This is a genomic window from Mucilaginibacter terrae, assembly GCF_031951985.1.
Classification (GTDB): domain Bacteria; phylum Bacteroidota; class Bacteroidia; order Sphingobacteriales; family Sphingobacteriaceae; genus Mucilaginibacter; species Mucilaginibacter terrae_A.
Genome location: NZ_JAVLVU010000001.1, coordinates 3,774,769 through 3,797,720 on the forward strand (window position 1 = coordinate 3,774,769; position 22,952 = coordinate 3,797,720).

Here is a 22,952-nt window from a genome sequence, read left to right on the forward strand (position 1 = left end):
ATTGCTACGTACCTCGCAATGACGTAATGGTGAGTTGTTGTAACCTACGGCAACAACTTCAAATCACTAATCCCATACTCCAATTTCCACCGCTCCATTACCGGCTGTTCCAGTTGTATCTGGCGGTATTCATCAGGGGCCATAATGGGTACGCCATAAACAATAGGGTATTTACGCTGGCAGTGGGTGCAGCTTAAAATGCCTTCTATAATACTTTCAGTGGTATCTTTTGCCAACACTTGTAAGGTGAGGTCGTGCTTATCAAACGGACAGCATAGCTTTTCAATGGTTTTGAGTTTCATAGTTATGGGTTGATGCTCAACGCATCTTTATAAGTTTGTACTTGTTGTTGAGGATCATCGGCGCTCAGTATGCCCGATATAACGGCCACGCCATCGAAGGGTGTTTTTTCTTTGAGGGCGATAATGTTTTGGGGAGTAATTCCACCCGAAACAAAGATTGGAAGCAAAGTGGATTCATGAGCCTTTTTTACAATTGCAGGCATCACAATACTACAACTCCCGGCCGATGGCGATGGAAACATGGCACAAAAAGAAACGTAATCTAATTGATTTTCATCGGCCCAGGCAACCGTATCTAAATCGCCCGAGCAAGTTATACCTGCCATAAAAGGTCGTTTAACTGTTTCTTTTATGAGGTTGTAGCCTTTGGGTATGGTATCAAAATGAACGCCATCTAAATAAAGTGTTTCGGTAAGTAATTGCCATTCCTCGTTAATAAACAACGGAACATTATATTGACGGCAAAGTGAACCAATAGCTTCTATCAACGTTAGTTTATCCGTGTCGGCATTCCAGTTATTCCATATCTGCACCACATTAATTTCGCCTTTGAGGGCGGCTTCCAGTTTTTGAAGGAGCAATGGCAGCGGCCTGGCCGGGTCAAGCACGAGGTAAATGCCGCCTGTTATTTTATGAGTTATTTCCATTACTTCCATCCGTTTTTGTAAGCATTAAAAAAGGCATCCCAGTATGGGTCTTTAGGGTAGTAGGGTAGGTCAGTTTCAGTACCGTTTTCAAGGAGCTTGTACCCTTGTTCATGTGGTGTAAACTCTCCTACAATTGTTGCTTTTACATGGACACTTGTTAAGCGCTGCAATACATTATCAGCATGTTCTTTTTTTACTGCCATAACCATAGCTCCCGCTCCAATGCAATACCGGCTATCGATACCAAATAAATTACAAATGCTTTGCTGTGCATTGCCTAAAGGAAGTTGCTCGTTGTAAACCCTAACTCCATTGCCAGATGCTATGGCCATTTCATAAATGGCACCCAATACACCGCCCTCGGTCACATCGTGCATGGCCGTAACCTCGTTGTATCGTGTTTGCAGCCCGGTAGCGGTAAGGGCATCAATTAATGATGATGTTTGATAAAACAACCCGCAGCCCTTATTATAAGCTTCGGTACCCAGCTTGTTTTTAACCGTTTGCGGGAAACACATAGCCAGCAATGCTGCCGATGACATGGCGCACTCTTTGGTAACAATAATTACATTACCGGCTTCGGCTTTATTGCTTAACAGTATATCGTTTACCGGAGCAGTGAGCAGCATAGTACCTCCGCCTGCAATAGTAGAATTTTGCCCTTCAATAGCACCCGTATGCCCACCGGTGATGGCAACGCCAATAGCCTCGCAATATTTGTGAATGTAACTCCAGTAAGTAGCAAAATCATCTTCGCTTAAAGTAGGCGGCAGGTTAAGTACCATTTGTGCATACATAGGTGCAAAGCCTGTGGTAGCCATATCATTGGCCATTAAATGAACCGATAACCAGGCCGACTCCTGCAAACCCAGCGATGGGATAAGTGAAAGCGGGTCGCTGGTGAGTGCAAGGCCTAAGCCGCCGGGCAGGTTAATAACCGACACATCTACACCGAAGGCTGGGCCGCTGGCAATTTCGGGGCGATGATAGCCGAGTTTGGGTAGTATGAACTGCTCAAAACCACCGCCCGATATTTTTCCGGATAGTGCCATGGCAGTTAATCGTTAAACTTAACATACAGGCCAAAAAAATCGCCCACGGGTACGCTCCATTGCTGTACCGGAAACCATTCGGGCAGGCCTGTGCAAGTCCACTCCAGGCTGTAGCTGCGACCTTGCAAAGCTTCATCAATTTTGCTGATGAGCATTTGGGGAGTATAAAAGGTAGCGGTAACGTAGAAAGGGTTTTTCCCAAACATTTGCTGCACCCGCCTGCGCAATACCTTGGGCGAGTTGCGGTTCATCATGCCAAAGGCTATGCCGTGTTTACCCACGCGGGCAGCCTCGCGTATTACCTGAACCGGGTCGCGGTAGTATTCAAACGTGGTTATAAAGGCTACGGCATCAAAGGTGTTATCTTTAAAAGGCATAAAGTGCGAATCGGCATTTACCAAATCGCCTTTAAACAGGTGCACGGCTTGGCCCAGCATAAAGGGGGACAAGTCGCCACCGGTTGCATCAATGCCTATTTCGTGCCACCAGCGGGTAAAACGGGTGGTGCCGCAACCAAATTCCAGGAGTTCTTTAACGCGCGCATCTTTTCCCAGTAGCTGGCCCATTACCTTTTTTTGCCATACTTCGGCCCTTTTGTAGCGGCCCTCGTACCATTGCTCGTAAGTATCAGTGTGCTCGCGGTTAAAGAACCACTCTTTGCGCCCCTGCCAGTTGGTAAGGCTTTGGGTCATGAGGCCGAAGCTGTTGTTTTTCTCTAATTCCATTTATTCAAAAAGTATAAAATGTAAAAAGCCTTGCTTCCGGCACCGTACAATAGCGGCTACAGAAACAAGGCTTTAATATCTATACTGAATAAACGGACTAACAGCCGCCAAAAGATAATATATAAGCCCATGCATCCCTACGCCGGTATTATCCGTATCAGGTTTCTCGGGTATTATCTCAGCCTTGGCTATTTGCCTTAGCACCCCGTGCAAGTATTCACAAATGTATTCTTTTTTATTTAATAACGATGATATGTGCTTTTAACTGAAAATTTAAATCAGGGCGTTTTGGGTTGCCTATATTCCTTTTCGGCTAAATAGTAATAAGGCCAAAACATATGGTTGGTAAACACATTCTTCGGGTCCTCAGGGAATTTTTGACGATAAACATCATCGGGCATTAAAATAACAGGTACCCCGCAACTGGTATACAGGTTGGCATCGGCATATTGAGGCTCAACAAACTGTGGTAGCGATTTTTTGATGAATTTATACACCATATGCCCTAAATATTTGCGGTTGTTTTTTACCGCCCGCAGTGGAGGTTTCCGCAGCCTGTTATATACATGTTTAATATACAGCTTCACAAAAAACGATTGCCCTTTAACCGCTGCATCAATACTGCCGAATGGGTTAGGATCAGCAAAATCATCAAGGGTTTGTATAGAGAACGGCGTTTGCGGTACCCAATCGGCCGCGTTGGTTACGGCTATACCCCAACCGCCACGGGTCAGGTAATTATAATCGTAGGCATAATATAGGTTGCCGGGTTTGGGAGGTGCGCTGCAATAGGTTTTAAAAGTAATATCAGCCGGAATAACCAGTTGTTTTTGTAACCAGGCCCAATGCGACCGCAATAAATAGGCTATGGCCGCTCCCTGGCTATGCCCCATAATGATGATGTTTTTATACCCCTGGCTTTTGTACAGTTTGTTAACTTGCTGTATTACAGTGGGCGATATATCGGCCATGCCCAATAACCAGCCCACGTGTACTGCAGCTTTAGGGTTTTCGGCCAGGTGGTAGTCAAATTTGGTGCTATCATTAAGTTGCAACTGTCCAATGGCCGGTACCATGGCTGCATAAAAGTTTTCGAGCCAGCTAATGCCTTCAGAGGTTGTACCGCGGATACTGATCACTGCCGTTTTATGTTCGGCATCGGCCCATAGTTCCCATCGGTTTACCAATGGACCAACAGCCGAGCGGTATGCCCGTTTATAATGCTGCGGCTTAGGCGTTTCATCAAATTTTATAGATGAGTCGGTTTGCTGGCGCGATATACGTAACATCTCCAGGTATTCCTGTATATCAAAACCTGGCTTTAATTGCGCTTTTGCTGATGTGTATATTGTGAGAGTTAATAATATGGTAAATATTGACCTCATATTTCTATTTCGTTAATAAAATGATAAAAAAATTATTTTAATAAGTTGATAATCAGTATTTATTAATAATATCTATATCTTAGAGCATTAATCCTTATCAATATGAAAAAGTTTATCCACTGCTTTTTTGTTTTGTTATGGTGCTTTTGTGTTAATCAAACAAAAGCCCAAGCACCCGTTACTGCTCCAGCCAAGGTATACAAAATGCCTAAGTTAGATGAGCGCTCTTTTGTGCGCGATTCATCGGGCAAGCGCTATGAATATACTGCCTGGAGCAGCATGGTAGCATCGGGGCGTTATGCGGTAAAGGTAGCCACTTTGCCTAACGAAAAGCCATCATTAATTATAGGTAGGTTAAATAAGGAGGAACGTAAGGAAGCCATGGGCAAACTGCCTCAGCCGGCCGAAAGTACATTCTTTAAAACAGGTGAAGCGTTTAAACCATTTAATGTGCCCGATATTACCGGACAGCCTGTGGACATGAAGCAACTGGCCGGAAAAACGGTAGTAATGAGTTTTTGGTTTATTAACAATAATAATTGCCGCCGCCAAATACCCGACCTTAACGATTTGGTAGAAACTTATAAAGGTGACCCCAATGTTATATTTATAAGTGTTGCTATGGATGATAAGGAAGCTTTGAACGAATTTTTGCAATTAACGCCATTTAAGTATCGCCACCTGGAGCGTGGAAAGAGCATTGCTTCAAAATATAATGTGAACCAGTTTCCAACTGATGTGGTGATTGATAAAACCGGGAAGGTGAAATTTCATACCTCGGGTTACTCGCCCGCTACCTATTACTGGATAGCTAAAACTATTGATGAAGTAAAAGCAAGCTAAATACAAGTCTAACGCTTACCATAAATAAAAACAGGCAACCCGTGTGAGTTGCCTGTTTTATTATATGGGTACAATAATGTACTTGGGTTATACCGAAAATGAGGTTCCGCAACCGCAGGTGCTTTGTGCATTAGGATTGTTAAATACAAATCCACGCGAGTTTAGTCCATCTTGAAAATCAACCTGCATACCGGCGAGGTACATGCCGTGTGCTTTATGCATGTATACTTTTATGCCGTCAATGTAGTATTCTTTATCGCCTTCTTTAGGCTGGTCAAAACCTAATATATAGTTCATGCCGGCACAGCCGCCGCCTTCAACGCCAACTCGCAAACCAAAATCGTCACTCAGTTCTTGCTGGTCTTTTAGTTTTCTTAATTCCTTTGCCGCGCCTTCGGTAAAAGTTACAGGTGCAATTTCAACAGCTACGCTCATAATATTTTTAAATTTAGCTAAGACAAATATAACTTAAAATGCGGATTTTTGCTCGCCTTTACATATTTATGACTTCTGCCTAACATTAACAAATTATGGTACTTTATGACATTTTAATTGATATTTTAAAGCTAACGGTTGCCGGCGTGGGCGTGGTTTGGGTGGCTTTTTATTTAATAAAACCCTATCTCGACAAAAACGAACGCCTGCAGGTGCTCGAGCTCAAAAAATCGGCCGATAACCAAACCCTGCCTTTGCGTTTACAGGCTTACGAGCGTATTACGTTACTAATTGAGCGCATTAACCCGGCAAGTTTGCTTTTGCGTGTAGGTAGTGCGGGCTTATCTTCCGCCGAGCTGCACCACCTGGCCGTGCAGGAGGTTAATAACGAATATCAGCATAACATAACCCAACAAGTATATGTAAGTAGCCGCGCCTGGGCGGTGGTACGCCGTTTAAAAGATGATACCATTGGTTTGCTCAACACTACCTATCGCTCGTTACCTCCCGATAGTGCTGCAATAGAGTTGAGCCGTGCCTTGCTTACCCATTTGAGCCAGGTAGAAAATAATCCTTACGAGGTAGCCGCCAGTATGATTCATAAAGATCTTGAGGAACTGTTTTAGTACTTAATATAACTGTATACAAACGTGGTGTGTTGTGCGCGGTAGTGTAGTTTTTACAACACTGTGCTTTTTACAACCTCACCATTTATTTAACTGGTAGTTTATTGTTGCAGATGCATAAAATTTTATATCTCCCAAAGTCAATAGCTTAGATTTTTTGACCCGGTTAAGCGGTAAAAATGGCTTAGTAATTGTTGCAAATGCGGTGTAATTTTGGGAGGGATGTGTGGTTTTCGTCAAAGAATAAATCTTAAACTTAAACACAATAAAAATGCAATCTAAAAATTTAAAAATGAGCAGGTTAAGTAGCTGTTGCAACTTGTATAATAACTGTTTTAAGCCCTATAGTATACCACAAAAAAAAAGCTCTCGCAAATTTAAAATTTAATTTTTTAATCCGCTTTTTTTTCGAATATTCGATGTTCCGTATCGCTCTCATCTGCGAGCAGCAATGGGCTTTGGAAATCAGCATTTTATCTTTAAATGATATATGGAAAAAACTTGTACTAATGTTTGGAATAGCTGCTTGCAGATTATTAAGGACAATATACCGACCCAAAGCTTCAAAACTTGGTTCGAGCCTATTAAGGCTTTGAGGTTGGATGGCAGCATTTTGACCATACAGGTACCGAGTTTATTTTTTTACGAGTGGTTGGAGGAACATTACGTGGGGTTGTTACGTAAAACAATAAAAAAGCAGTTGGGCGATGATGGCCGGCTGGAGTATAACATTGTGGTAGAACAGTCGTCTTCTAATAAGCCTTACACCACCAATATGCCTTCTAACGGCAATGGTGCCGAGGCTAAAAATCAAAGCATGCCGGTTCCTATCTCTTTAAATAAAGATATTAAGAACCCGTTTGTAATACCAGGCTTAAAAAAGCTGCATGTAGATCCGCAGTTAAATCAAAACTACACTTTCGAAAACTTTGTAGAGGGAGATTGTAACCGTTTGGCGCGTTCAGCAGGTTATGCTGTGGCAGCTAAACCGGGTGGCACCTCATTTAACCCGCTTATGATATATGGCGGCGTAGGTTTAGGTAAAACCCACCTGGCGCAAGCCATTGGTAACGAAATAAAACGTACCCTGCCCGATAAACTGGTGCTGTACGTATCGTGCGAAAAGTTTACCCAACAGTTTGTTGACGCCCTTAAGCATAATAACATAAATGATTTTGTGAACTTTTACCAGGCTATAGATGTACTCATTATGGATGATGTGCACAACTTTGCCGGTAAAGAAAAAACACAGGATTTCTTCTTCCATATATTCAACCACCTGCACCAGTCTGGCCGCCAGCTGATCATTACATCTGATAAAGCGCCTAAAGACCTGGCCGGTTTGGAAGAACGCCTATTGTCACGTTTTAAATGGGGCTTATCGGCCGATTTGCAAACGCCTGATCTGGAGACGCGCATGGCTATACTCAAAAACAAAACTTACCAGGACGGTATTGAGCTGCCTGATGATGTGATTGAGTATGTAGCCCATAACATTGATAACAACATTCGTGAGCTGGAAGGTGCCATGGTATCATTACTGGCACAATCAACCTTAATGCGCAGGGAAATTGATTTGGCATTGGCTAAAGCGATGTTGAAAAACTTTGTAAAAAATTCGGTTAAAGAAATTTCTATCGAGTATATACAAAGCCTGGTTTGCGAGTATTTTGAGGTACCGGTTGACATGGTGAAATCACAAACCCGCAAACGCGAAATTGTACAGGCCCGCCAAATATCGATGTACCTGGCTAAAGCACATACCAAAAGTTCGCTTAAATCAATAGGCAACTTCTTTGGTGGTCGTGACCACTCTACGGTGATCTATGCCTGTCAAACTGTTGAAGATTTGATCGATACCGACAAGAAATTCAAAGGTTATGTAGCCGACATTCAGAAGAAACTGAAAATGGCTTAATTCTTAATTCGTCCTTTTACTAACCAATTATAATCAGGCCCCGCCATTAGAGCGGGGCTTTTCTTTTAGGGTGAAATTTCTATATTAGTAAATACTTACACTTATCGCCCATGAAAAGAATATCCATTATATTATTGCTTTGCCTATGTGCCGCAATGGCGCATGCCCAAAACAATGAGCACGAAGCCGTTAAAAAAGTAGTGAACGATATGTTTACCGCCATGCGCACCGGCGACACGGTACTACTCAAATCGGTTTTTGCACCTGATGTGGTTTTGCAAAGTGTAGCCAATAAAAAAGACGGAACCACAGCGCTAATAACCGAAAAGGCAGCAGGCTTTATTAAACAGGTAGGCACTCCGCACAAAGCCGTTTACGACGAACGCATCACCATAACAGATGTGAAGATTGACGGCCCGCTGGCCAGCGTTTGGGCGCCCTATAGGTTCTATATAGGTACCACCTTTAGCCATTGTGGGGTAGACGTTTTTCAACTAATGAAAACAGCTGCTGGCTGGAAGATCATCTACATAGTAGACACGCGTCGGAAGGATAATTGCGTAGAATAGGGAATTAAAATGTTATCTCAAAATGGAGTTGCCTGATGGTTAGTTTACCATCAACAGTATCTGTTTGAGGCAAATACTTGCCATCCTGCAAAAGATAGTGCCAAACCTGTTTAGTTTCAGGGTCGATGATGATGTATTCAGGTACAGCGTTTCGCTCATAAAGTTCGAGCTTACGTTCCTGATCGTGTATTTTATTGGTTGATAGTATTTCGACAACCAGGTCAGGGGCACCTATAATGCCTTTTTTTTCGATGATATATTCGCGTTCTTTTGTAATGAAAAGCAGATCGGGGTGAATTACATTTTGTTCATAATTCAGGTAAACATCACAAGGCGCAATAAATGTCTCTCCAAGTTGATATTCTTCGGTATGCAATTGTAGCTTGGCAAAAAGCTTTCCTAATAAGCGTTGATGATCAGTTGTAGGTTAAGGTGACATATAAAGTGTATTGTCAATTACTTCGCATAAAGTTCCCTCTGGTAGCATATTGAATACTTCCATAGCAGTACGGGGTATATCTGTAATGTATTTCATGACAATAAACTAATATACTAATAATTGATAAAACGTTAAAATAGTTTTACCATTGTATGGCCTTCAACTTAGCAAGCGCGTAAAACAACGTACTTACGTGCAATGCCTGTGTTATCTTGTTTTCGGCCAGGAGTTGCTTTACTTCATCAATAGTGTATTCTTCAACTATGATCTGCTCCTGCTCATCTAACTGTTGAGTTTGCACTTTTTTACCTCCCCGGGCCAGGTAGCAATGCGTAATGTTATTACCGGTTGATGGGTTGGCATGAAGTTTACAAAGCAGCTCCATCTCGTTAAACGCGTAACCCGTTTCTTCCAGCAGTTCGCGTTTCATGCCTATGATGGGTTCTTCGCCGGGCTCAATAACCCCACCCGGTATTTCGAGCGATACCACACCTGCTGCATGGCGGTATTGGCGCACCATGAGTATTTTATTGTCTTCGGTCATGGCTACGGCGTTGGCCCAGTCAGGATACTCGAGCACATAATAGGCTGGTACAATTCGGCCATCGGGCATCTGGCACTTATCGCTGCGCAGGGTAGCCCAGGGGCCGCGGTGCAGGTATTCGGATGATAGTACGGTCCACTTTAATTCAGGCACCATATTGTTGTATAAATTGTTGAATGGATGCGCGTTTGCCTATATTTTCAAATGATTGCTGGTGATGTTCAAGCTCCAGCTTATCGTAAAGCACAATAACCTTTTGCAGCAGCAACAGGGTTTGTGGGTTTCGTTCAAATGGTTCGGCGCGTAAATGCAGCAGCTGAGCCAATGAATCTAACTTAACCGGACTAAAATCCTGCGCTGCCAGCCATTGTTTAAATTCATCTGAGTTGAGTTTTTGCAGCTCCTCGTCGGTAATGTTAAACTCATCAATCATGGCGTTATTGTACACCTGCTGCAATTCCTCGTGGCCTTCGGCTTTGTTTTTAAGACCGAGCAGCTTGGCTATCATTTGCGCCAGCCGTTGGGTTTCGTTCAAAAAGTAATCTCTACGGTACATACGTTGTTTATTTACCAGCTACCGCTGCTGCCACCGCCGCCCGAACTGCCTCCGCCGAAACCCCCAAAACCGCCGCCTCCGCTGCTGCCGCCACCCGAGAAGTCTCCCCAGTCGCTGCCGCTGCTACGGCCGCTGCCGCCCAGCATGTTGCCGGCTAAAAACCACCAAAACGGGCTTGCGCTGCCACGGCGACCAATTACCTGCCCGCCTCCGCCGCCACCTCTATTGCGGAATACCAACACAAGCACTATTACAACAATAATGATAATGCCAATGGGGCTACCGCCATCATCATTACCCTTGCGCGATTTTTTAGTGTTCTTGTCGGCCTTGTATTCGCCTGTGGTGTATTTTATAATTTCGTCGGTAGCTTCATCAAGCCCCTGGGCATAATTACCCGCCTTAAAATTGGGTTTAATGTTTTGCTGGATGATCTCCTGCGTGGAGGCATCGGTAAGGCTACCCTCAAGGCCGTAACCCACCTGTATGGTGATCTTGCGGTCGTTTATGGCAGCTAAAACTAAAACACCATTGTTCTTATCTTTTTGCCCTATGCCCCAGGCACGTATCAGTTTGGTGCCATATTCGTTAATATCGTAATCGCCAACCGATTTAATGAGCACTACCGCAATTTGGTTAGAGGTGGAATCATTATAAGCCACCAATTTGCTCTCCAGTCGTTGCTTATCTTCGGCCGATAGGGTATTGGTATAGTCGGTTACGAGCGTGTTAGATCGTGGCGGGAAGTCCTGCGCTAAGGCTATACTGCTTATAAGCAATACATTGAACAGGAACAGTAGTTTTTTAAGCATCTTCTAAAAATCTGATTATTCGCCGTCAATAAATACAATATCGTCCGACAGTTCATTCTTGTCGCCCGCGTTTACCGGGAAATAGCGTTGCAACTGCTTACCTGCATACTCAATACCTATGATAAGACCCTGGAGCACGTCGCCATCTTTAAAGTAGCTCAACATGCTCTCTTTGGTTTTGTCCCAAAAATTGGGAGGTACCAGATTGTTGATGCCCTGGTCGCCTATAATGGCAAACTTTTGGTCGTCGGTAGCCAGGTAAATGAGTACACCATTTCGCAAGCTTGTTTTCTCCATTCCCAGCTTATAAAAATAACTTGCAGCACGGTTTAGAGGGTCTTCATCCTTGCACGATTTCTCTACGCAGATACGTATCTCACCCGATGTGTTTTTTTCGGCCTGTTCAATAGCATGCCGTATACGCTGCTGGGCTTCTTCGTTAAATTTCATCGTTGTATATCAATGATTGAACGATAGAGGGAATGAATTAGAGAATGTATTAAGGAACTAAAAATACTCACTCATTCACTAATTCATCCCTTCACTCATTATATTAAAATTCCACCTTAGGTGCTGCCTTGGCACCAGCTTCGGCTTCAAAATAGCCTTTGGCGCTAAAGCCGCCAATACCTGCTAACAGGTTGGTAGGAAACGAACGTATTTTACTGTTATATGCCTGTACCGAACTGTTAAAATCCATACGGGCTACGGTGATCCGGTTTTCGGTACCCTCTAACTGGGCCTGTAACGAGGTAAAGTTCTCATTAGCTTTCAGGTCGGGGTAGTTTTCGGTAATGCTTAGTAAACGGCCTAAGGCTGTGCTAAGCTCACCTTGTGCCTGTTGGTAGCGTTGTACTGTTTCAGGGGTTAGTTTAGAAGCATCTACCTGTACCGATGTGGCTTTAGCGCGTGCTTCGGCAACCTGGGTTAACGTGCTTTTTTCAAAATTGGCTACACCTTTTACGGTAGCAACCAGGTTTGGAATAAGGTCGGCACGGCGTTGGTACTGGCTTTGCACGGCACCCCATTTTCCTTTGGTATCCTCATCTAATTTTACGATGCCGTTGTAGCTACAGGTTCCAAAACCTAAAACAATAACAGCTAACACAACAACAATGAGTAAATTTTTCATGTTTTTCTTCTTAATGTTTGATTAAAGTTGAACTTTGGTAGTTAGATTACAAATGCTGTACCGTTGTTACAAGCATATGCAAGTAATGCCAATATGGCAAATATGTTTCAAATCAACTCTTTAATATTCTGCAAAAAGTGAAAAAAAGTTATCTGCCTTTAATACTTCTTTCTTTAAGCGCTTTTTCGGGCTTTGCCCAAAAGAAACCTGCCGAAAAACTGGTGCCATACGTTAAGCCCATTATTGGTACCGAACGTATGGGGCATACCTATCCGGGCGCAACGGTGCCGTTTGGAATGGTGCAGTTAAGTCCTGAAACCGATAGCATTGGCTACGAACTTAACGGCAAATACAATCCGCGTGTGTATGAGTACTGCGCAGGTTACCAGTACGAAGATAAAACCATAACCGGCTTTAGCCATACTCACTTTAGCGGCACCGGGCACTCTGATTTAGGCGACTTTTTGGTGATGCCAACGGTGGGTGCTGTAAAATTAAACCCCGGCACGGCCGATAAACCAGGCAGCGGTTACCGCTCACGATATTCGCATCAAAACGAGGTGAGCGAGGCTGGTTACTACAAAGCCAAACTCGACGATTATAATATTACCGCCGAAATGACCGCCAGCACCCGCGTAGGTTTTCATCAGTACACCTTCCCTAAAGCCGATGATGCACACATTGTGCTCGACCTAACTGCCGGAATATACAACTACCCTGATAAAAACGTATGGACCTACATCCGTGTGGTGAATGATACATTGGTAACCGGCTACCGCCAAACAAACGGCTGGGCTAAAAACCGCGTGCTGTACTTTGCCATGCGTTTTTCAAAACCTATTATGTCGCATGGTTTCCGTAATGAGTCGACCAAACAGGTTTACCGTGGTTTTTGGGGGAAATTTAATCAGAATAAAAACTTTCCGGAGATTGCCGGTCAGCGTATAAAAGCTTACTTCGACTTTAAAACTACCGGTGGCGAGAAGGTGAAAATTAAAATGGCACTATCGCCGGTGAGCATGCAGGGTGCCATAAACAACATGCAGGCCGAAGTGCCGGGCTGGGATTTTGACAAGGTAAAAGCCGCTGCCCAGCAACAATGGGAGAGTGAACTGCAAAAAATTGTAATACAAACCCCAAGCAAAGCCACTAAAGAGAACTTTTACACCGCCGTTTACCACACCTTAATTAACCCCACCATTTATATGGATACCGACGGACAGTATAAGGGTTTAGATCAGAATGTGCACAAGGCCAATGGGTTTACTAATTACACTACCTTTTCGTTGTGGGATACTTACCGGGCGCTGCACCCGCTGTTTAATATTATTGATCCGCAGCGGAATAATGATATGGTAAAATCGATGCTGGCGCACTTTGACCAAAGCCCTGAACATATGTTGCCGGTGTGGTCAAACTCGGGTAACGAGAACTGGTGCATGTCGGGCTACCACAGCGTATCGGTAGTGGCTGATGCCATTATAAAAGGCAACGCCGCCGGTATTGATGTGAATAAGGCGCTTGAAGCCTGTGTTACCACCGCCCGTAAACGCGATTATGAAGGTATTGGCTATTATATGGATAAAGGTTACATTCCTGATGAGCGCAACGGGGTATCGGTATCGAGCACGCTGGAGTATGCTTATGATGATTGGTGTATTGCCCAGTTGGCTAAAAAGTTAGGCAAGCAGGATATTTACGAAGAGTTTAGCAAGCGTGCCCAAAATTACCGTAACGTATATGATAAAGCTTCGGGCTTTATGCGCCCGCGATTGGCAGATGGCAGCTTCAGGCCAAAATTTGACCCATTAACCACTATTGGCCAAGGTTTTATTGAAGGCAATGCCTGGAACTATACCTTGTTTGCCCCGCATGACCCTAAAGGACTGATAGAAATTATGGGCGGCAGCAAACGTGTAGTGCCATACCTCGATTCCTTGTTCACCATGCACCTGCCAGATAAGTTTTTTGAAGAAACCGAAGACATAACCCGTGACGGTATTATTGGAAACTACGTGCACGGCAACGAACCATCGCACCATGTAGCCTACCTCTACAACTGGACCAACCAGCCATGGAAAACCCAGGAACGCGTACGCATGATTTTGCCTAAAATGTACAAACCTACTCCAGATGGCTTAGGTGGCAATGATGATACTGGCCAAATGAGCGCCTGGTTCATTTTTACTAACCTCGGCTTTTACCCTGTTGCTCCGGGAAGTGATGAGTATTCCTTGGGCAGTCCGGCTATTCATAGTGCGGTAGTGCAGTTGCCCGGTGGCAAAACGTTTACTGTTACGGCAAAAAATCAGAGTGATAAAAATGTGTATGTGCAAAAGGTATTGTTGAATGGTAAGCCGTTGGATGGGTTAAGTATTAAACATGCTGACATTATGAATGGGGGAGAGTTGGTGTTTTTTATGGGGAATAAGCATAAGTAAGCTAAAAAAAATTTTCTGGCGCAAGTATGTAGGGCAGGAAAGTGCGGTGGCTACTTGTGCCTTAAACAATCATAAATGAGCAATAAATACAAATTTGGTAATAATGAGAAGCTTTATTTTATAAGCTTCTCGGTTGTTTATTGGATTGATCTGTTCATTCGGAACGATTTCAAACAAATTCTCATTAATAGCTGGAATTACTGTAAGAAGAATAAGGGATTAGAAATTTATGGATGGTGTATAATGACCAGCCACGTCCATATGATTATTGGTTCGGGCCAAGACAACCTTTCTGATATTGTGCGTGATATGAAAAGGCACACTTCACAGCAATTGAAGGAAGCAATAATGCATCATCCGCAGGAAAGTAGAAAGCAATGGATGTTATGGATGAAGCAGCGCGCTGGTAAAAGAAACGGTAATAATGCTAACTTTCAATTGTGGCAACAGGATAATCATCCAATAGAACTCAACACACATCAAATACTCCATCAAAAGCTTGATTATATTCATAATAACCCAATAGAAGCCGGATTTGTAGAGAAGCCTGAAGATTACCTATATAGTAGTGCCCGAAATTATTATGGTTTGTCTTCAATGATGGATGTGATATTGATTGATCCGTTGGTGGTCTGATTTTTGGCGCAAGTATGTATTAGGGACTGTGTAATGGCTACTTGTGCCTGAACGCAGGATAGGCACAAGTAGCCTTCGCTCGAAACCCTGCCCTACATACTTGCGCCAGAAATTTGGAAACTCTAATTAACAAACAAGAGGCCGCTCAAACGAGCGGCCTTTACTATTTATTCAGCTAATTGAACTTTACTTTTCTTAGTCAAATTTACCGGTTGCGGTACTTTAACATAATACCCTGTGCCATCATAAACGCGTTTACGCGGGTGGCTTTGGCATTCGGGTGAGCAGCTGCCTTCCAGTTGTGTGCCGCACTCGTCGCACTGGGTAAAGTGCTCGTTGCACTCGGGGTTGGCACAATTGATCATTTTATCGGTGGCCTTGCCGCAGTTGTAACAGGTTGATACCACGGTTGGGTTCACGCTGTTTACATCAACCGTTAAGCGGTTATCAAAAACGTAACATTTTCCTTCAAAATCTTCGCCGCCGGCTTCTTTGCCGTATTTAATAATGCCGCCGTGCAATTGGTATACATTCTCAAAACCTTCGTGCAGTAATAATGCCGATGCTTTTTCGCATTTGATGCCGCCGGTGCAGTAGGTTAATATCTTTTTGTCTTTATACTTAGCCAGCTCGTTAATTTTCGACGGAAAATCGCGGAAGTTCTCGATATCTAAAGTAACGGCATTTTTAAAACGACCAACCGAATGTTCATAGTTCGAACGCACGTCAAGCACAATCACGTCCTCATCATCTTTCATCGCCAAAAACTCGGTTGGCTCCAGGTGCTTGCCGGTTTGTTTTTTAGGGTCGATCATTTGAGGATCGCGTAAGCCGGAATGCACAATTTCAGATTTATAACGCACGTGCATTTTTACAAATGATGGTTCATCAACCTCATCTATTTTAAACTCAGTTGCGTTAAAACGGCCATCGGCATGTACGGCTTCCATGTAGGCTTTACACGCTTCGGGCGTACCCGACACAGTGCCGTTCAAGCCTTCATCGGCCACAATAATACGACCGGTTAAACCTAAGCTTTTACAAAATTTTAAATGATCGGCAGCAAATTGCTCCGCATCAGCTATTGTTGAATAACAATAGTACAGTAGTGTGTTATACTTCGCCATAAAAACATTGATACTGCTGCAAACAGCGTTTAATGAAGCGCAAAGATAAGAAACCCCACCTAAATCCTCCCCAAAGGAGAGGACTTTTATTGAAAAAGTGAGATTATAATAGCTCCCTGCCCTCGGGGAGGGCTGGGGTGGGGTTACCTTATCCCGTAAAATATCCGTATTCCCTGTACAACTTTACGGTTGCCGTCGAACGCCATACCGTAATCAACCCTTAATATAAAACGCTGTACACCAATATAAGCTTCGGTATAGCTGCCTTTTACAGGTTGCATAAGGCCTGTATTACTAACGGGAGTGCTGTTTTTGCCTTGTGCCAGGTAATTTACCCCAATCAGTTCTTCCAGTTTAAGTTTGCGCACGAATGGAATTTTGCTCAGAAAATTGCCGGCAAAGTTATGCTCGTAATGTGCCTCTATAAATGAGCGGTTTGTGCTGAACTCATAAAACGGCAGAAAATGAAAGCTACCGATGGTTGGATTAAACGTGGTTCCCTGATTACCAAAGAAGTGGTTATAATCCATAAAGTACAGGCTTTTACGATTTAAGAAAGTTCCGGCTGTAATTTTAAAGGCCGAAAAGCCGATCAATCCAACTTTCATCCGGTCGTCAAACACATCGATTGATGCAAAATCATAATTTACATCAGAACCCAGCACGCCGCTAACACCTTTACGATAGTTTATGCGTATTTTGGGGTATAACGAGGGTTCAATGTACTTGCCATCAGGGCGCACAATGTACTGCTGCCTGAAGGTATAAGTTAACGAGGCCTTAGCGGTTAAAGCCTGGTTAGTTGGAAACAACATCGACTCAACAGTTGGCGGGTTAGCCAGCGGGTTGTTAGCGGTGTACGTTTTATCTTTATTATCAAAAACGTGGTTGAACGATTGGTTGTACAACTGCTGCCGCTCGGCATATGAAACCTGCGTATTTAGCAATAAGCCATTGGTTAATTCATGCTGCCAGGCAACTACTCCAAAATTTGTACGGTAAAGTTTGATGTAATTATTTTCGTAAAACAGAGTGCTTAGAGTGTTAAAGAATAGTGAGCGTGTGCCGGCATTATTTAAATCCAGTACATCGCTGCCAAAGCGGGCCGATAAGGTTGACTGGCTTGACGGATTGTAGTTGTACGTAAAGCCCACGTTGGCATTCAGCATTTTAGCACCAAAGCCGTATCTAACCTCTGGGGTTATACTGTACGATTGCCCATTATCAAAACCTTTAATGTAACTAACTTTGGCATTAACACCCCAGCCCTCAACTGTATTGTAAAACACCGTTTGCAGGAAAGGATCGAGGTACCATGATTGCCGCTTTTCGCGATTATAGTTTTGGTAGCCAAATATGAGATAGCTTAAAGGAGCAAACCCGTTTTGGTCTTTATTCAGCGAGTCGAGATATTTTGGCGTGTGTTGTATGGCAAAAAGGCTGTCCTTCTTTTTATAATCCCGTTCCTCTAAAACAGTTAAAGGTACCGGCCGGTTATTTGCCCAATAGCGGCCATTTTTAGCGCTGGCCTGGGTGTCGATACGCATTACCTCGCCATTAAAAAAGCCTTTAGGAAATTGAGGGTTAATATTGTAATTATTGTAAATGGCTTGGTAATAGCCTTGAAACTTAAAGCCAAGCACATTTCCATGGAAGTCAAAATGGGTAGATGTAGGCAACCAAACACTATCCGTAATGGGTATATATTGCTGACTGATATTTAGCGTATCGACCAGGTTTATGTTGGCTTGTTCTTTAGTAAGGATAAGGTCTACACCATAAATGCGCCAGTCGCCCTCAACTACGTAAACATTGCCCAGGTAAACCGCCTCATTACGGCGCTTGGGAATTACCTGTATTTTTGCAATTCGCCTGCCGCTTTTTATAGATCTGCCTACCAGTTTATAATTGTAAAAGCGCAGTGCGTTAGAAGCAAAAGGCGACACAAATGCACGTGCGCTTAAACCCTCAATCTCAAAATTGTTCTGGTAAAAATTTACCTGTAAATCCGATGCTTTATTGTAACTAAAAGCCGCATTCTGTCCGGCCGTTTTAGAGGCTATCATTTCCTCGCGTACCCAATTAGGGTTACGGAAGTTGTACTTTGACAACGATTCGGACTGATACAAAATGCCTTTGCCGTTAGCATCCAGTTGCAATACCCGGCGTACATCGCGCGTCATGAGGTTTTGCGGTGCACTGGTTAAACGCTGTACGCCTTTTACAAAAACGGCGCACGAATATTCATCTACCTGGTTAAGGTAATATTCACGTTTATTAATTACTTTTTTGATGATGTCTTTACCGGGATTGCCTTCATCGCCGCTACCGGGTTCTTCCTGTAAGGAAAATGGCTCATTAGCAAGGGTTACATTAAATTCCTGATCCTGGTTGCTGATGGTTATTTTCTCGGTGCGTTCAATATTGCCCACCGAGCGAAAAACTACATTATATGTTCCGGCACTGAGTTTAAATTCATAAAATCCATCTTCGTTGGCAGTGGTGCCATAAGTTGAATTACGGATATATACGGAAGCAAATGAAACAGGCGCTTTTTTTTCATCGCTGATACGGCCGGCTAAACGGTAGGTTTGGGCATGAACCTGTAACGCTGCGGCTAAAAAAAATATAAATAAACGTGCTTTCATAAGTTGAATGTTCTATGTATATATCATTTATCACGAAAATGTTTGTTTTATAGCTAATTAATTTCTAATAAGTGCGTTATTGTGGCTAATGGGCAATAATGCTTACCTTTGCATTTTAAAAAAATATAACTGATGTACGATACCCTGAAACCGGTTTTGCAGCAAGAACTTGCCGACATTGAAGCGGCCGGATTATATAAAAGAGAACGCATTATTACATCGCCTCAAGGCGCCGATATTAAAGTATTGGGCGGACAGGAAGTAATAAACTTTTGCGCCAACAATTACCTTGGCTTATCATCGCATCCGCAAGTTATTGAGGCTGCTAAAAAGGCCATCGATGATCATGGCTACGGCTTATCGTCGGTACGTTTTATTTGCGGTACGCAGGATGTACATAAAGAGCTGGAAGCTAAGCTTTCGGAGTTTTTAGGTACCGAAGATACTATCCTTTACGCAGCAGCTTTTGATGCCAACGGTGGTGTTTTTGAGCCTTTGTTTAATGATCAGGATGCCATTATATCCGATGAACTGAACCATGCCTCCATCATTGACGGCATTCGTTTATGCAAAGCCCAGCGCCATCGTTATAAACACGATGACATGGCCAACCTGGAAGAAAAGCTGAAAGCTACTCAGGAACTTCGTCATCGCATTATTGTAACTGATGGTGCATTCAGCATGGATGGCACCGTTGCCCAGCTCGATAAAATTTGCGACCTGGCCGATAAATATAATGCCCTGGTAATGATAGACGAGAGCCATTGCTCGGGTTTTATGGGTAAAACCGGTCGTGGAACGCATGAGCACCACAATGTGATGGGCCGTATTGATATTATTACCGGTACTTTGGGTAAAGCCCTTGGCGGTGCATCGGGCGGTTTCACATCGGGCCGTAAAGAGGTTATTGATATGCTGCGCCAGCGTTCGCGCCCGTACCTGTTCTCTAACACTTTAGCACCATCAATTGCCGGAGCATCCATCGCGGTATTGAACATGCTAAGTGAGGCTACAACCCTGCGCGATAAGCTGGAGGCTAACACCCAATACTTCCGTGAGAAAATGACGGAGGCTGGTTTTGACATTAAACCGGGTGTGCACCCCATTGTGCCGGTTATGTTGTACGATGCCAAGTTATCGCAGCAATTTGCTGCCCGCATGCTCGAAGAAGGTATTTACGTAATTGGTTTTTATTATCCGGTAGTACCACAAGGCAAAGCGCGTATACGTGTGCAAATATCGGCAGGGCACGAGCAGCACCATTTGGATAAGGCTATTGCGGCCTTTACTAAGGTGGGTAAGGAGTTGGACGTAATTAAATAGGCGTATTTATGCTATATTTGTGTTGAGGAGGTAGATATGACAACTATTCAGGTTACATTAGATTTGGACGATAGCGTAGCAGAAAATAATTAAAAGCTACGCCGAAGAAAAGCATACTGATTTGAATGCTCTGCTCAAAGCATATGTAGTTGATGTTGCTCAATCGCAACGTATTGAAAGCAAGGGGAAAGGAAGTGAGGTAGATTTGAATGGGAATCAATTATCTGCTAATATATTAGCGTTAACAGGTGTTATCAAAGGTGATTATACTGATGAACAGATCGATAACATGAAGTATGAGTACCTGAAAGAAAAGTATGGCCTCTAAAAAAGTGTTTGTTGATAGCGATATTATTTTAGACCTGCTACTCAAACGTGAGCCTTTTTTTAGATTTAGCCAAACGCTGTTAAACGCTGCTGATAAATACAGTTTTACACTTTATACATCTACATTAGTAATTGCAAACGTTCATTACTTTTTAAACAAATCGTTAAAGGATAAAGCAACCGCCAGGCTTCATATTAAGCTACTTGCTGAAATTATTGCCATTCTATCGGTTGTTACTGCAGAAGATATTGATTTTGCAATAAACAGTAACAATAATGATTTTGAAGATGCAATACAGATTAGCGTTGCCGAAAATGCTAAAGCCGACATCATTATCACCCGAAACACAAAAGACTATAAACACTCGACCATCCCCGTTTTAACGGCCGAGCAATTTTTAAGAACATTATAACACCTGAAATGCAGGAACTAATAGATAAATACACCGCGGAGGTTGAAGTATTTTCGCCGGCTAACGCCGAGGAACTGGAAACTTTTCGTATTAAGTTTTTAGGTACCAAGGGCTTAATTAAAGACCTTTTTGAACAGTTTAAAAACACCACGCCCGAAGAAAAACGCACTTTAGGAAAAGTGCTTAACCAGTTTAAGCAACTAATTGAGGGTAAACATCAGACTTATAAAGAGCAGTTTGACTCACAACTGACAACTGACAACTCACAACAAGATTTAACCCTGCCGGGCGAAGGCTTTGCAGTTGGCTCACGTCACCCGTTGTCGCTGGTACGTAACGAGATCATCGATATATTTAAACGTTTAGGTTTCGTAGTGGCCGAGGGACCGGAGATCGAGGACGACTGGCATAACTTTTCGGCACTAAACTTCCCCGAGGAGCACCCTGCCCGCGATATGCAGGATACTTTCTTTATCACTAAAGATGGGGGACAAGACAGCATTGCCTTGCGTACCCACACTTCATCGGTACAAGTACGTATGATGGAAAGCGGCAAACCACCATTCCGTGCTATTATGCCGGGGCGTGTTTACCGTAATGAGGCTATATCGGCACGTGCACATTGCTTTTTTCACCAGGTAGAGGGTTTGTATGTGGATGAGAACGTATCGTTTGCCGATTTAAAGCAAACGCTATTTCACTTTGTGCAGGAGTTGTATGGAGAGGGAACTAAGGTTCGTTTCCGCCCGTCGTATTTCCCTTTCACCGAGCCATCGGCCGAAATGGATATATCGTGCACCATTTGTAAAGGAGCCGGCTGTAATATGTGTAAACACAGCGGCTGGGTCGAAATTTTAGGCTGCGGTATGGTTGATCCTAACGTGCTCGAAAATTGCGGTATCGACAGCAAGAAATACACCGGCTTTGCCTTTGGTATGGGTATTGAGCGTATTACCAACCTTAAATATGTGATACGTGATTTACGCTTGTTCTCAGAAAACGACGTACGCTTTTTAAGGCAGTTTAAAACGGATATTGTTTAAGGTAATGAAAAAACTGGTTTGCCTGATAGGGTTTTTAATAACACTTGCCGCATGCGGAAAAGCAGACCAGAGCTATATACCCAGTGTTGCGGTAAACTTTCAGGCACCGCTTACCGACCCGCGTTTGAGTCGTTTAAATGCGGTTGGCGGTGCTGTAACTGTTGCAGGCGGTGTTTCGGGTATTGTTATTTACCGCGCATCGGCCACTAATTATGTAGCGTTCGACCGTTGCAGCAGCTACCAGCCCGAAAAGCGTTGCGCCGTAACCATTGATGATACCGGCCTTACCGCTACCGACCCGTGCAGTGGTTCAAAATTCTTACTGAGCGATGGTTCGCCGGTTAAGGCACCGGCAACGCGCTCATTGCGCACGTATAGCGTGTCAGTTAATAATGTTAGCATATTTGTGTATAATTGATACATGGAAGCCGATAAAATAAGAGAGAGCATAAAGCGCTCGGCGCAGGAGCTGTTTCGCAAGTTTGGCTACCATAAAACCAGCGTTAATGAAATTGCCAAAAGGACTAAAATAGCCAAGGCAACCATTTATAAGTACTTTGAAAGTAAGGAGGCCATTTTGCACTCCCTGCTCATGGATTACATACAGGTAAGTGTTGATGAGCTGATTCATACCGACACCCCCGAAATGGATGAGGAAACTCACCTCACCAACCTCATTATGAAAACCTGCCGCTTATCATACACGGTGTGTAACGAGTTTATAGGGTGGGATTTCATTCGCGAATCGGCCAACTCACAGGAGTTTTTGCGTAACCTATCAAACGAGTTGGAAGACCTGTTGGTTAGCTCATTTATGCGCCTTACCGGTATCCGCAAGCATGACAGCTATCAGCAGCGTATAAGGTTTTTAATTAAGTGCAGTAAAAATATCGTGTTTAGCTTTGCCTTTACCTCCGTAAGCGATGCAGATGTGCGCAAAAACTTCGTATCATTCCAAAAAGAAATATTGCCTTATTTAGTTAAGGCTGCCATTACCGTAAACTAACAG

25 protein-coding genes, 1 pseudogene and 1 riboswitch are annotated in these 22,952 nt (G+C 43.5%); of the genes and pseudogenes, 12 read left to right on the forward strand and 14 right to left on the reverse strand.

Annotation, left to right across the window (positions count from 1 at the left end; translation table 11 throughout):
* Positions 1-44: 44 nt before the first annotated feature.
* The 5 genes from QE417_RS16065 to QE417_RS16085 all read right to left on the reverse strand — a co-directional run bounded on the left by QE417_RS16065 (position 45) and on the right by QE417_RS16085 (position 4,111).
* On the reverse strand, positions 45-302 hold the full coding sequence (locus QE417_RS16065) for a Trm112 family protein (RefSeq protein WP_311951483.1): 258 nt from the start codon (positions 300-302) through the stop codon (positions 45-47).
* 2 nt (positions 303-304) lie between these two features.
* On the reverse strand, positions 305-949 hold the full coding sequence (locus tag QE417_RS16070; protein WP_311951484.1) for a thiamine phosphate synthase: 645 nt from the start codon (positions 947-949) through the stop codon (positions 305-307).
* Entirely contained in the window at positions 949-2,001 is a 1,053-nt protein-coding gene (locus QE417_RS16075) for an AIR synthase-related protein (RefSeq protein WP_311951485.1), read from the reverse strand. The genes QE417_RS16070 and QE417_RS16075 overlap by 1 nt, the downstream gene beginning before the upstream one ends.
* Before the next feature lie 5 nt (positions 2,002-2,006).
* Positions 2,007-2,726 carry a class I SAM-dependent methyltransferase gene (locus QE417_RS16080; RefSeq protein ID WP_311951486.1) on the reverse strand — a complete coding sequence of 240 codons (720 nt, stop codon included), beginning with the start codon at positions 2,724-2,726 and terminating at the stop codon, positions 2,007-2,009.
* A 117-nt stretch (positions 2,727-2,843) separates the two neighbouring features.
* Positions 2,844-2,944: riboswitch (TPP riboswitch) on the reverse strand.
* Positions 2,945-3,004: 60 nt separating this feature from the next.
* On the reverse strand, positions 3,005-4,111 hold the full coding sequence (locus tag QE417_RS16085) for a lipase family protein (protein WP_311951487.1): 1,107 nt from the start codon (positions 4,109-4,111) through the stop codon (positions 3,005-3,007).
* A 102-nt stretch (positions 4,112-4,213) separates the two neighbouring features.
* On the opposite strand from QE417_RS16085, the gene QE417_RS16090 reads away from it, so the two are divergent.
* Entirely contained in the window at positions 4,214-4,954 is a 741-nt protein-coding gene (locus QE417_RS16090; protein ID WP_311951488.1) for a TlpA family protein disulfide reductase, read from the forward strand.
* An 87-nt stretch (positions 4,955-5,041) separates the two neighbouring features.
* Here QE417_RS16090 and QE417_RS16095 read toward each other — a convergent pair whose 3' ends face one another.
* Positions 5,042-5,389 carry a HesB/IscA family protein gene (locus QE417_RS16095; protein WP_311951489.1) on the reverse strand — a complete coding sequence of 116 codons (348 nt, stop codon included), beginning with the start codon at positions 5,387-5,389 and terminating at the stop codon, positions 5,042-5,044.
* Between the two features lie 95 nt (positions 5,390-5,484).
* Here QE417_RS16095 and QE417_RS16100 point away from each other — a divergent pair, with 95 nt between their 5' ends.
* The 3 genes from QE417_RS16100 (at position 5,485) to QE417_RS16110 (ending at position 8,502) form a co-directional block, all read left to right on the forward strand.
* The gene (locus QE417_RS16100) at positions 5,485-6,015 is read left to right on the forward strand and encodes a DUF7935 family protein (protein ID WP_311951490.1); all 531 of its coding nucleotides are present in this window, start codon (positions 5,485-5,487) and stop codon (positions 6,013-6,015) included.
* 490 nt (positions 6,016-6,505) lie between these two features.
* Complete coding sequence (dnaA, locus tag QE417_RS16105) at positions 6,506-7,933, forward strand: chromosomal replication initiator protein DnaA (RefSeq protein ID WP_311951491.1); 1,428 nt, start codon at positions 6,506-6,508, stop codon at positions 7,931-7,933.
* A 110-nt stretch (positions 7,934-8,043) separates the two neighbouring features.
* Positions 8,044-8,502, forward strand: coding sequence for a nuclear transport factor 2 family protein (locus QE417_RS16110; protein ID WP_311951492.1), 459 nt, complete (start codon positions 8,044-8,046; stop codon positions 8,500-8,502).
* A gap of 4 nt (positions 8,503-8,506) precedes the next feature.
* On the opposite strand, the pseudogene QE417_RS16115 reads toward QE417_RS16110, so the two are convergent.
* From QE417_RS16115 to QE417_RS16140, 6 genes and pseudogenes are all read right to left on the reverse strand, one after another.
* Positions 8,507-8,914, reverse strand: a pseudogene (locus tag QE417_RS16115) (Uma2 family endonuclease); the annotation flags it as partial.
* Positions 8,915-9,083: 169 nt separating this feature from the next.
* Complete coding sequence (locus QE417_RS16120) at positions 9,084-9,641, reverse strand: NUDIX hydrolase (protein WP_311951493.1); 558 nt, start codon at positions 9,639-9,641, stop codon at positions 9,084-9,086.
* Positions 9,631-10,041, reverse strand: coding sequence for a hypothetical protein (locus tag QE417_RS16125; RefSeq protein WP_311951494.1), 411 nt, complete (start codon positions 10,039-10,041; stop codon positions 9,631-9,633). Before QE417_RS16125 ends, QE417_RS16120 begins: the two co-directional genes overlap by 11 nt.
* A gap of 11 nt (positions 10,042-10,052) precedes the next feature.
* A complete protein-coding gene (locus QE417_RS16130) occupies positions 10,053-10,853 on the reverse strand; it encodes a TPM domain-containing protein (RefSeq protein WP_311951495.1) in 801 nt (266 codons plus the stop codon).
* Between the two features lie 15 nt (positions 10,854-10,868).
* A complete protein-coding gene (locus QE417_RS16135; protein ID WP_311951496.1) occupies positions 10,869-11,303 on the reverse strand; it encodes a TPM domain-containing protein in 435 nt (144 codons plus the stop codon).
* A 103-nt stretch (positions 11,304-11,406) separates the two neighbouring features.
* Entirely contained in the window at positions 11,407-11,985 is a 579-nt protein-coding gene (locus QE417_RS16140) for a LemA family protein (protein ID WP_311951497.1), read from the reverse strand.
* Positions 11,986-12,122: 137 nt separating this feature from the next.
* Here QE417_RS16140 and QE417_RS16145 point away from each other — a divergent pair, with 137 nt between their 5' ends.
* Positions 12,123-14,426: a GH92 family glycosyl hydrolase gene (locus tag QE417_RS16145; protein ID WP_311951498.1), complete on the forward strand. Its 2,304-nt coding sequence runs from the start codon at positions 12,123-12,125 to the stop codon at positions 14,424-14,426.
* 75 nt (positions 14,427-14,501) lie between these two features.
* A complete protein-coding gene (locus tag QE417_RS16150) occupies positions 14,502-15,062 on the forward strand; it encodes an REP-associated tyrosine transposase (protein ID WP_311951499.1) in 561 nt (186 codons plus the stop codon).
* Positions 15,063-15,229: 167 nt separating this feature from the next.
* On the opposite strand, the gene trhO is transcribed toward QE417_RS16150, so the two are convergent.
* Together trhO and QE417_RS16160 are read right to left on the reverse strand one after the other, a co-directional pair.
* Positions 15,230-16,189 (reverse strand): oxygen-dependent tRNA uridine(34) hydroxylase TrhO, encoded by a 960-nt coding sequence (gene trhO, locus QE417_RS16155; RefSeq protein WP_311951500.1) that lies wholly within the window; start codon positions 16,187-16,189, stop codon positions 15,230-15,232.
* 143 nt (positions 16,190-16,332) lie between these two features.
* On the reverse strand, positions 16,333-18,837 hold the full coding sequence (locus QE417_RS16160) for a DUF5686 family protein (RefSeq protein WP_311951501.1): 2,505 nt from the start codon (positions 18,835-18,837) through the stop codon (positions 16,333-16,335).
* Between the two features lie 132 nt (positions 18,838-18,969).
* On the opposite strand from QE417_RS16160, the gene kbl reads away from it, so the two are divergent.
* The 6 genes from kbl to QE417_RS16190 all read left to right on the forward strand — a co-directional run bounded on the left by kbl (position 18,970) and on the right by QE417_RS16190 (position 22,949).
* Positions 18,970-20,160 carry a glycine C-acetyltransferase gene (kbl, locus tag QE417_RS16165; RefSeq protein ID WP_311951502.1) on the forward strand — a complete coding sequence of 397 codons (1,191 nt, stop codon included), beginning with the start codon at positions 18,970-18,972 and terminating at the stop codon, positions 20,158-20,160.
* 121 nt (positions 20,161-20,281) lie between these two features.
* Positions 20,282-20,488 carry a hypothetical protein gene (locus QE417_RS16170; RefSeq protein ID WP_311951503.1) on the forward strand — a complete coding sequence of 69 codons (207 nt, stop codon included), beginning with the start codon at positions 20,282-20,284 and terminating at the stop codon, positions 20,486-20,488.
* Positions 20,478-20,900: a PIN domain-containing protein gene (locus tag QE417_RS16175; RefSeq protein WP_311951504.1), complete on the forward strand. Its 423-nt coding sequence runs from the start codon at positions 20,478-20,480 to the stop codon at positions 20,898-20,900. The genes QE417_RS16170 and QE417_RS16175 overlap by 11 nt, the downstream gene beginning before the upstream one ends.
* Positions 20,901-20,908: 8 nt before the next feature.
* Positions 20,909-21,943, forward strand: coding sequence for a phenylalanine--tRNA ligase subunit alpha (pheS, locus tag QE417_RS16180; RefSeq protein WP_311951505.1), 1,035 nt, complete (start codon positions 20,909-20,911; stop codon positions 21,941-21,943).
* 4 nt (positions 21,944-21,947) lie between these two features.
* Positions 21,948-22,361 carry a hypothetical protein gene (locus tag QE417_RS16185; RefSeq protein ID WP_311951506.1) on the forward strand — a complete coding sequence of 138 codons (414 nt, stop codon included), beginning with the start codon at positions 21,948-21,950 and terminating at the stop codon, positions 22,359-22,361.
* 3 nt (positions 22,362-22,364) lie between these two features.
* Complete coding sequence (locus QE417_RS16190) at positions 22,365-22,949, forward strand: TetR/AcrR family transcriptional regulator (protein WP_311951507.1); 585 nt, start codon at positions 22,365-22,367, stop codon at positions 22,947-22,949.
* Positions 22,950-22,952: the final 3 nt, after the last annotated feature.

What these genes read in the sequence shown, in the direction of transcription:
- QE417_RS16080 (WP_311951486.1), bottom strand. Translation starts at nt 2,726, where the DNA reads ATGGAATTAGAGAAAAACAACAGCTTCGGCCTCATGACCCAAAGCCTT.
- kbl (WP_311951502.1), top strand. Translation starts at nt 18,970, where the DNA reads ATGTACGATACCCTGAAACCGGTTTTGCAGCAAGAACTTGCCGACATT.
- QE417_RS16065 (WP_311951483.1), bottom strand. Translation starts at nt 302, where the DNA reads ATGAAACTCAAAACCATTGAAAAGCTATGCTGTCCGTTTGATAAGCAC.
- QE417_RS16095 (WP_311951489.1), bottom strand. Translation starts at nt 5,389, where the DNA reads ATGAGCGTAGCTGTTGAAATTGCACCTGTAACTTTTACCGAAGGCGCG.
- QE417_RS16175 (WP_311951504.1), top strand. Translation starts at nt 20,478, where the DNA reads ATGGCCTCTAAAAAAGTGTTTGTTGATAGCGATATTATTTTAGACCTG.
- QE417_RS16110 (WP_311951492.1), top strand. Translation starts at nt 8,044, where the DNA reads ATGAAAAGAATATCCATTATATTATTGCTTTGCCTATGTGCCGCAATG.
- QE417_RS16075 (WP_311951485.1), bottom strand. Translation starts at nt 2,001, where the DNA reads ATGGCACTATCCGGAAAAATATCGGGCGGTGGTTTTGAGCAGTTCATA.
- pheS (WP_311951505.1), top strand. Translation starts at nt 20,909, where the DNA reads ATGCAGGAACTAATAGATAAATACACCGCGGAGGTTGAAGTATTTTCG.
- dnaA (WP_311951491.1), top strand. Translation starts at nt 6,506, where the DNA reads ATGGAAAAAACTTGTACTAATGTTTGGAATAGCTGCTTGCAGATTATT.
- QE417_RS16130 (WP_311951495.1), bottom strand. Translation starts at nt 10,853, where the DNA reads ATGCTTAAAAAACTACTGTTCCTGTTCAATGTATTGCTTATAAGCAGT.
- QE417_RS16140 (WP_311951497.1), bottom strand. Translation starts at nt 11,985, where the DNA reads ATGAAAAATTTACTCATTGTTGTTGTGTTAGCTGTTATTGTTTTAGGT.
- QE417_RS16160 (WP_311951501.1), bottom strand. Translation starts at nt 18,837, where the DNA reads ATGAAAGCACGTTTATTTATATTTTTTTTAGCCGCAGCGTTACAGGTT.
- trhO (WP_311951500.1), bottom strand. Translation starts at nt 16,189, where the DNA reads ATGGCGAAGTATAACACACTACTGTACTATTGTTATTCAACAATAGCT.
- QE417_RS16185 (WP_311951506.1), top strand. Translation starts at nt 21,948, where the DNA reads ATGAAAAAACTGGTTTGCCTGATAGGGTTTTTAATAACACTTGCCGCA.
- QE417_RS16085 (WP_311951487.1), bottom strand. Translation starts at nt 4,111, where the DNA reads ATGAGGTCAATATTTACCATATTATTAACTCTCACAATATACACATCA.
- QE417_RS16120 (WP_311951493.1), bottom strand. Translation starts at nt 9,641, where the DNA reads ATGGTGCCTGAATTAAAGTGGACCGTACTATCATCCGAATACCTGCAC.
- QE417_RS16090 (WP_311951488.1), top strand. Translation starts at nt 4,214, where the DNA reads ATGAAAAAGTTTATCCACTGCTTTTTTGTTTTGTTATGGTGCTTTTGT.
- QE417_RS16190 (WP_311951507.1), top strand. Translation starts at nt 22,365, where the DNA reads ATGGAAGCCGATAAAATAAGAGAGAGCATAAAGCGCTCGGCGCAGGAG.
- QE417_RS16125 (WP_311951494.1), bottom strand. Translation starts at nt 10,041, where the DNA reads ATGTACCGTAGAGATTACTTTTTGAACGAAACCCAACGGCTGGCGCAA.
- QE417_RS16150 (WP_311951499.1), top strand. Translation starts at nt 14,502, where the DNA reads ATGAGCAATAAATACAAATTTGGTAATAATGAGAAGCTTTATTTTATA.
- QE417_RS16100 (WP_311951490.1), top strand. Translation starts at nt 5,485, where the DNA reads ATGGTACTTTATGACATTTTAATTGATATTTTAAAGCTAACGGTTGCC.
- QE417_RS16135 (WP_311951496.1), bottom strand. Translation starts at nt 11,303, where the DNA reads ATGAAATTTAACGAAGAAGCCCAGCAGCGTATACGGCATGCTATTGAA.
- QE417_RS16070 (WP_311951484.1), bottom strand. Translation starts at nt 949, where the DNA reads ATGGAAATAACTCATAAAATAACAGGCGGCATTTACCTCGTGCTTGAC.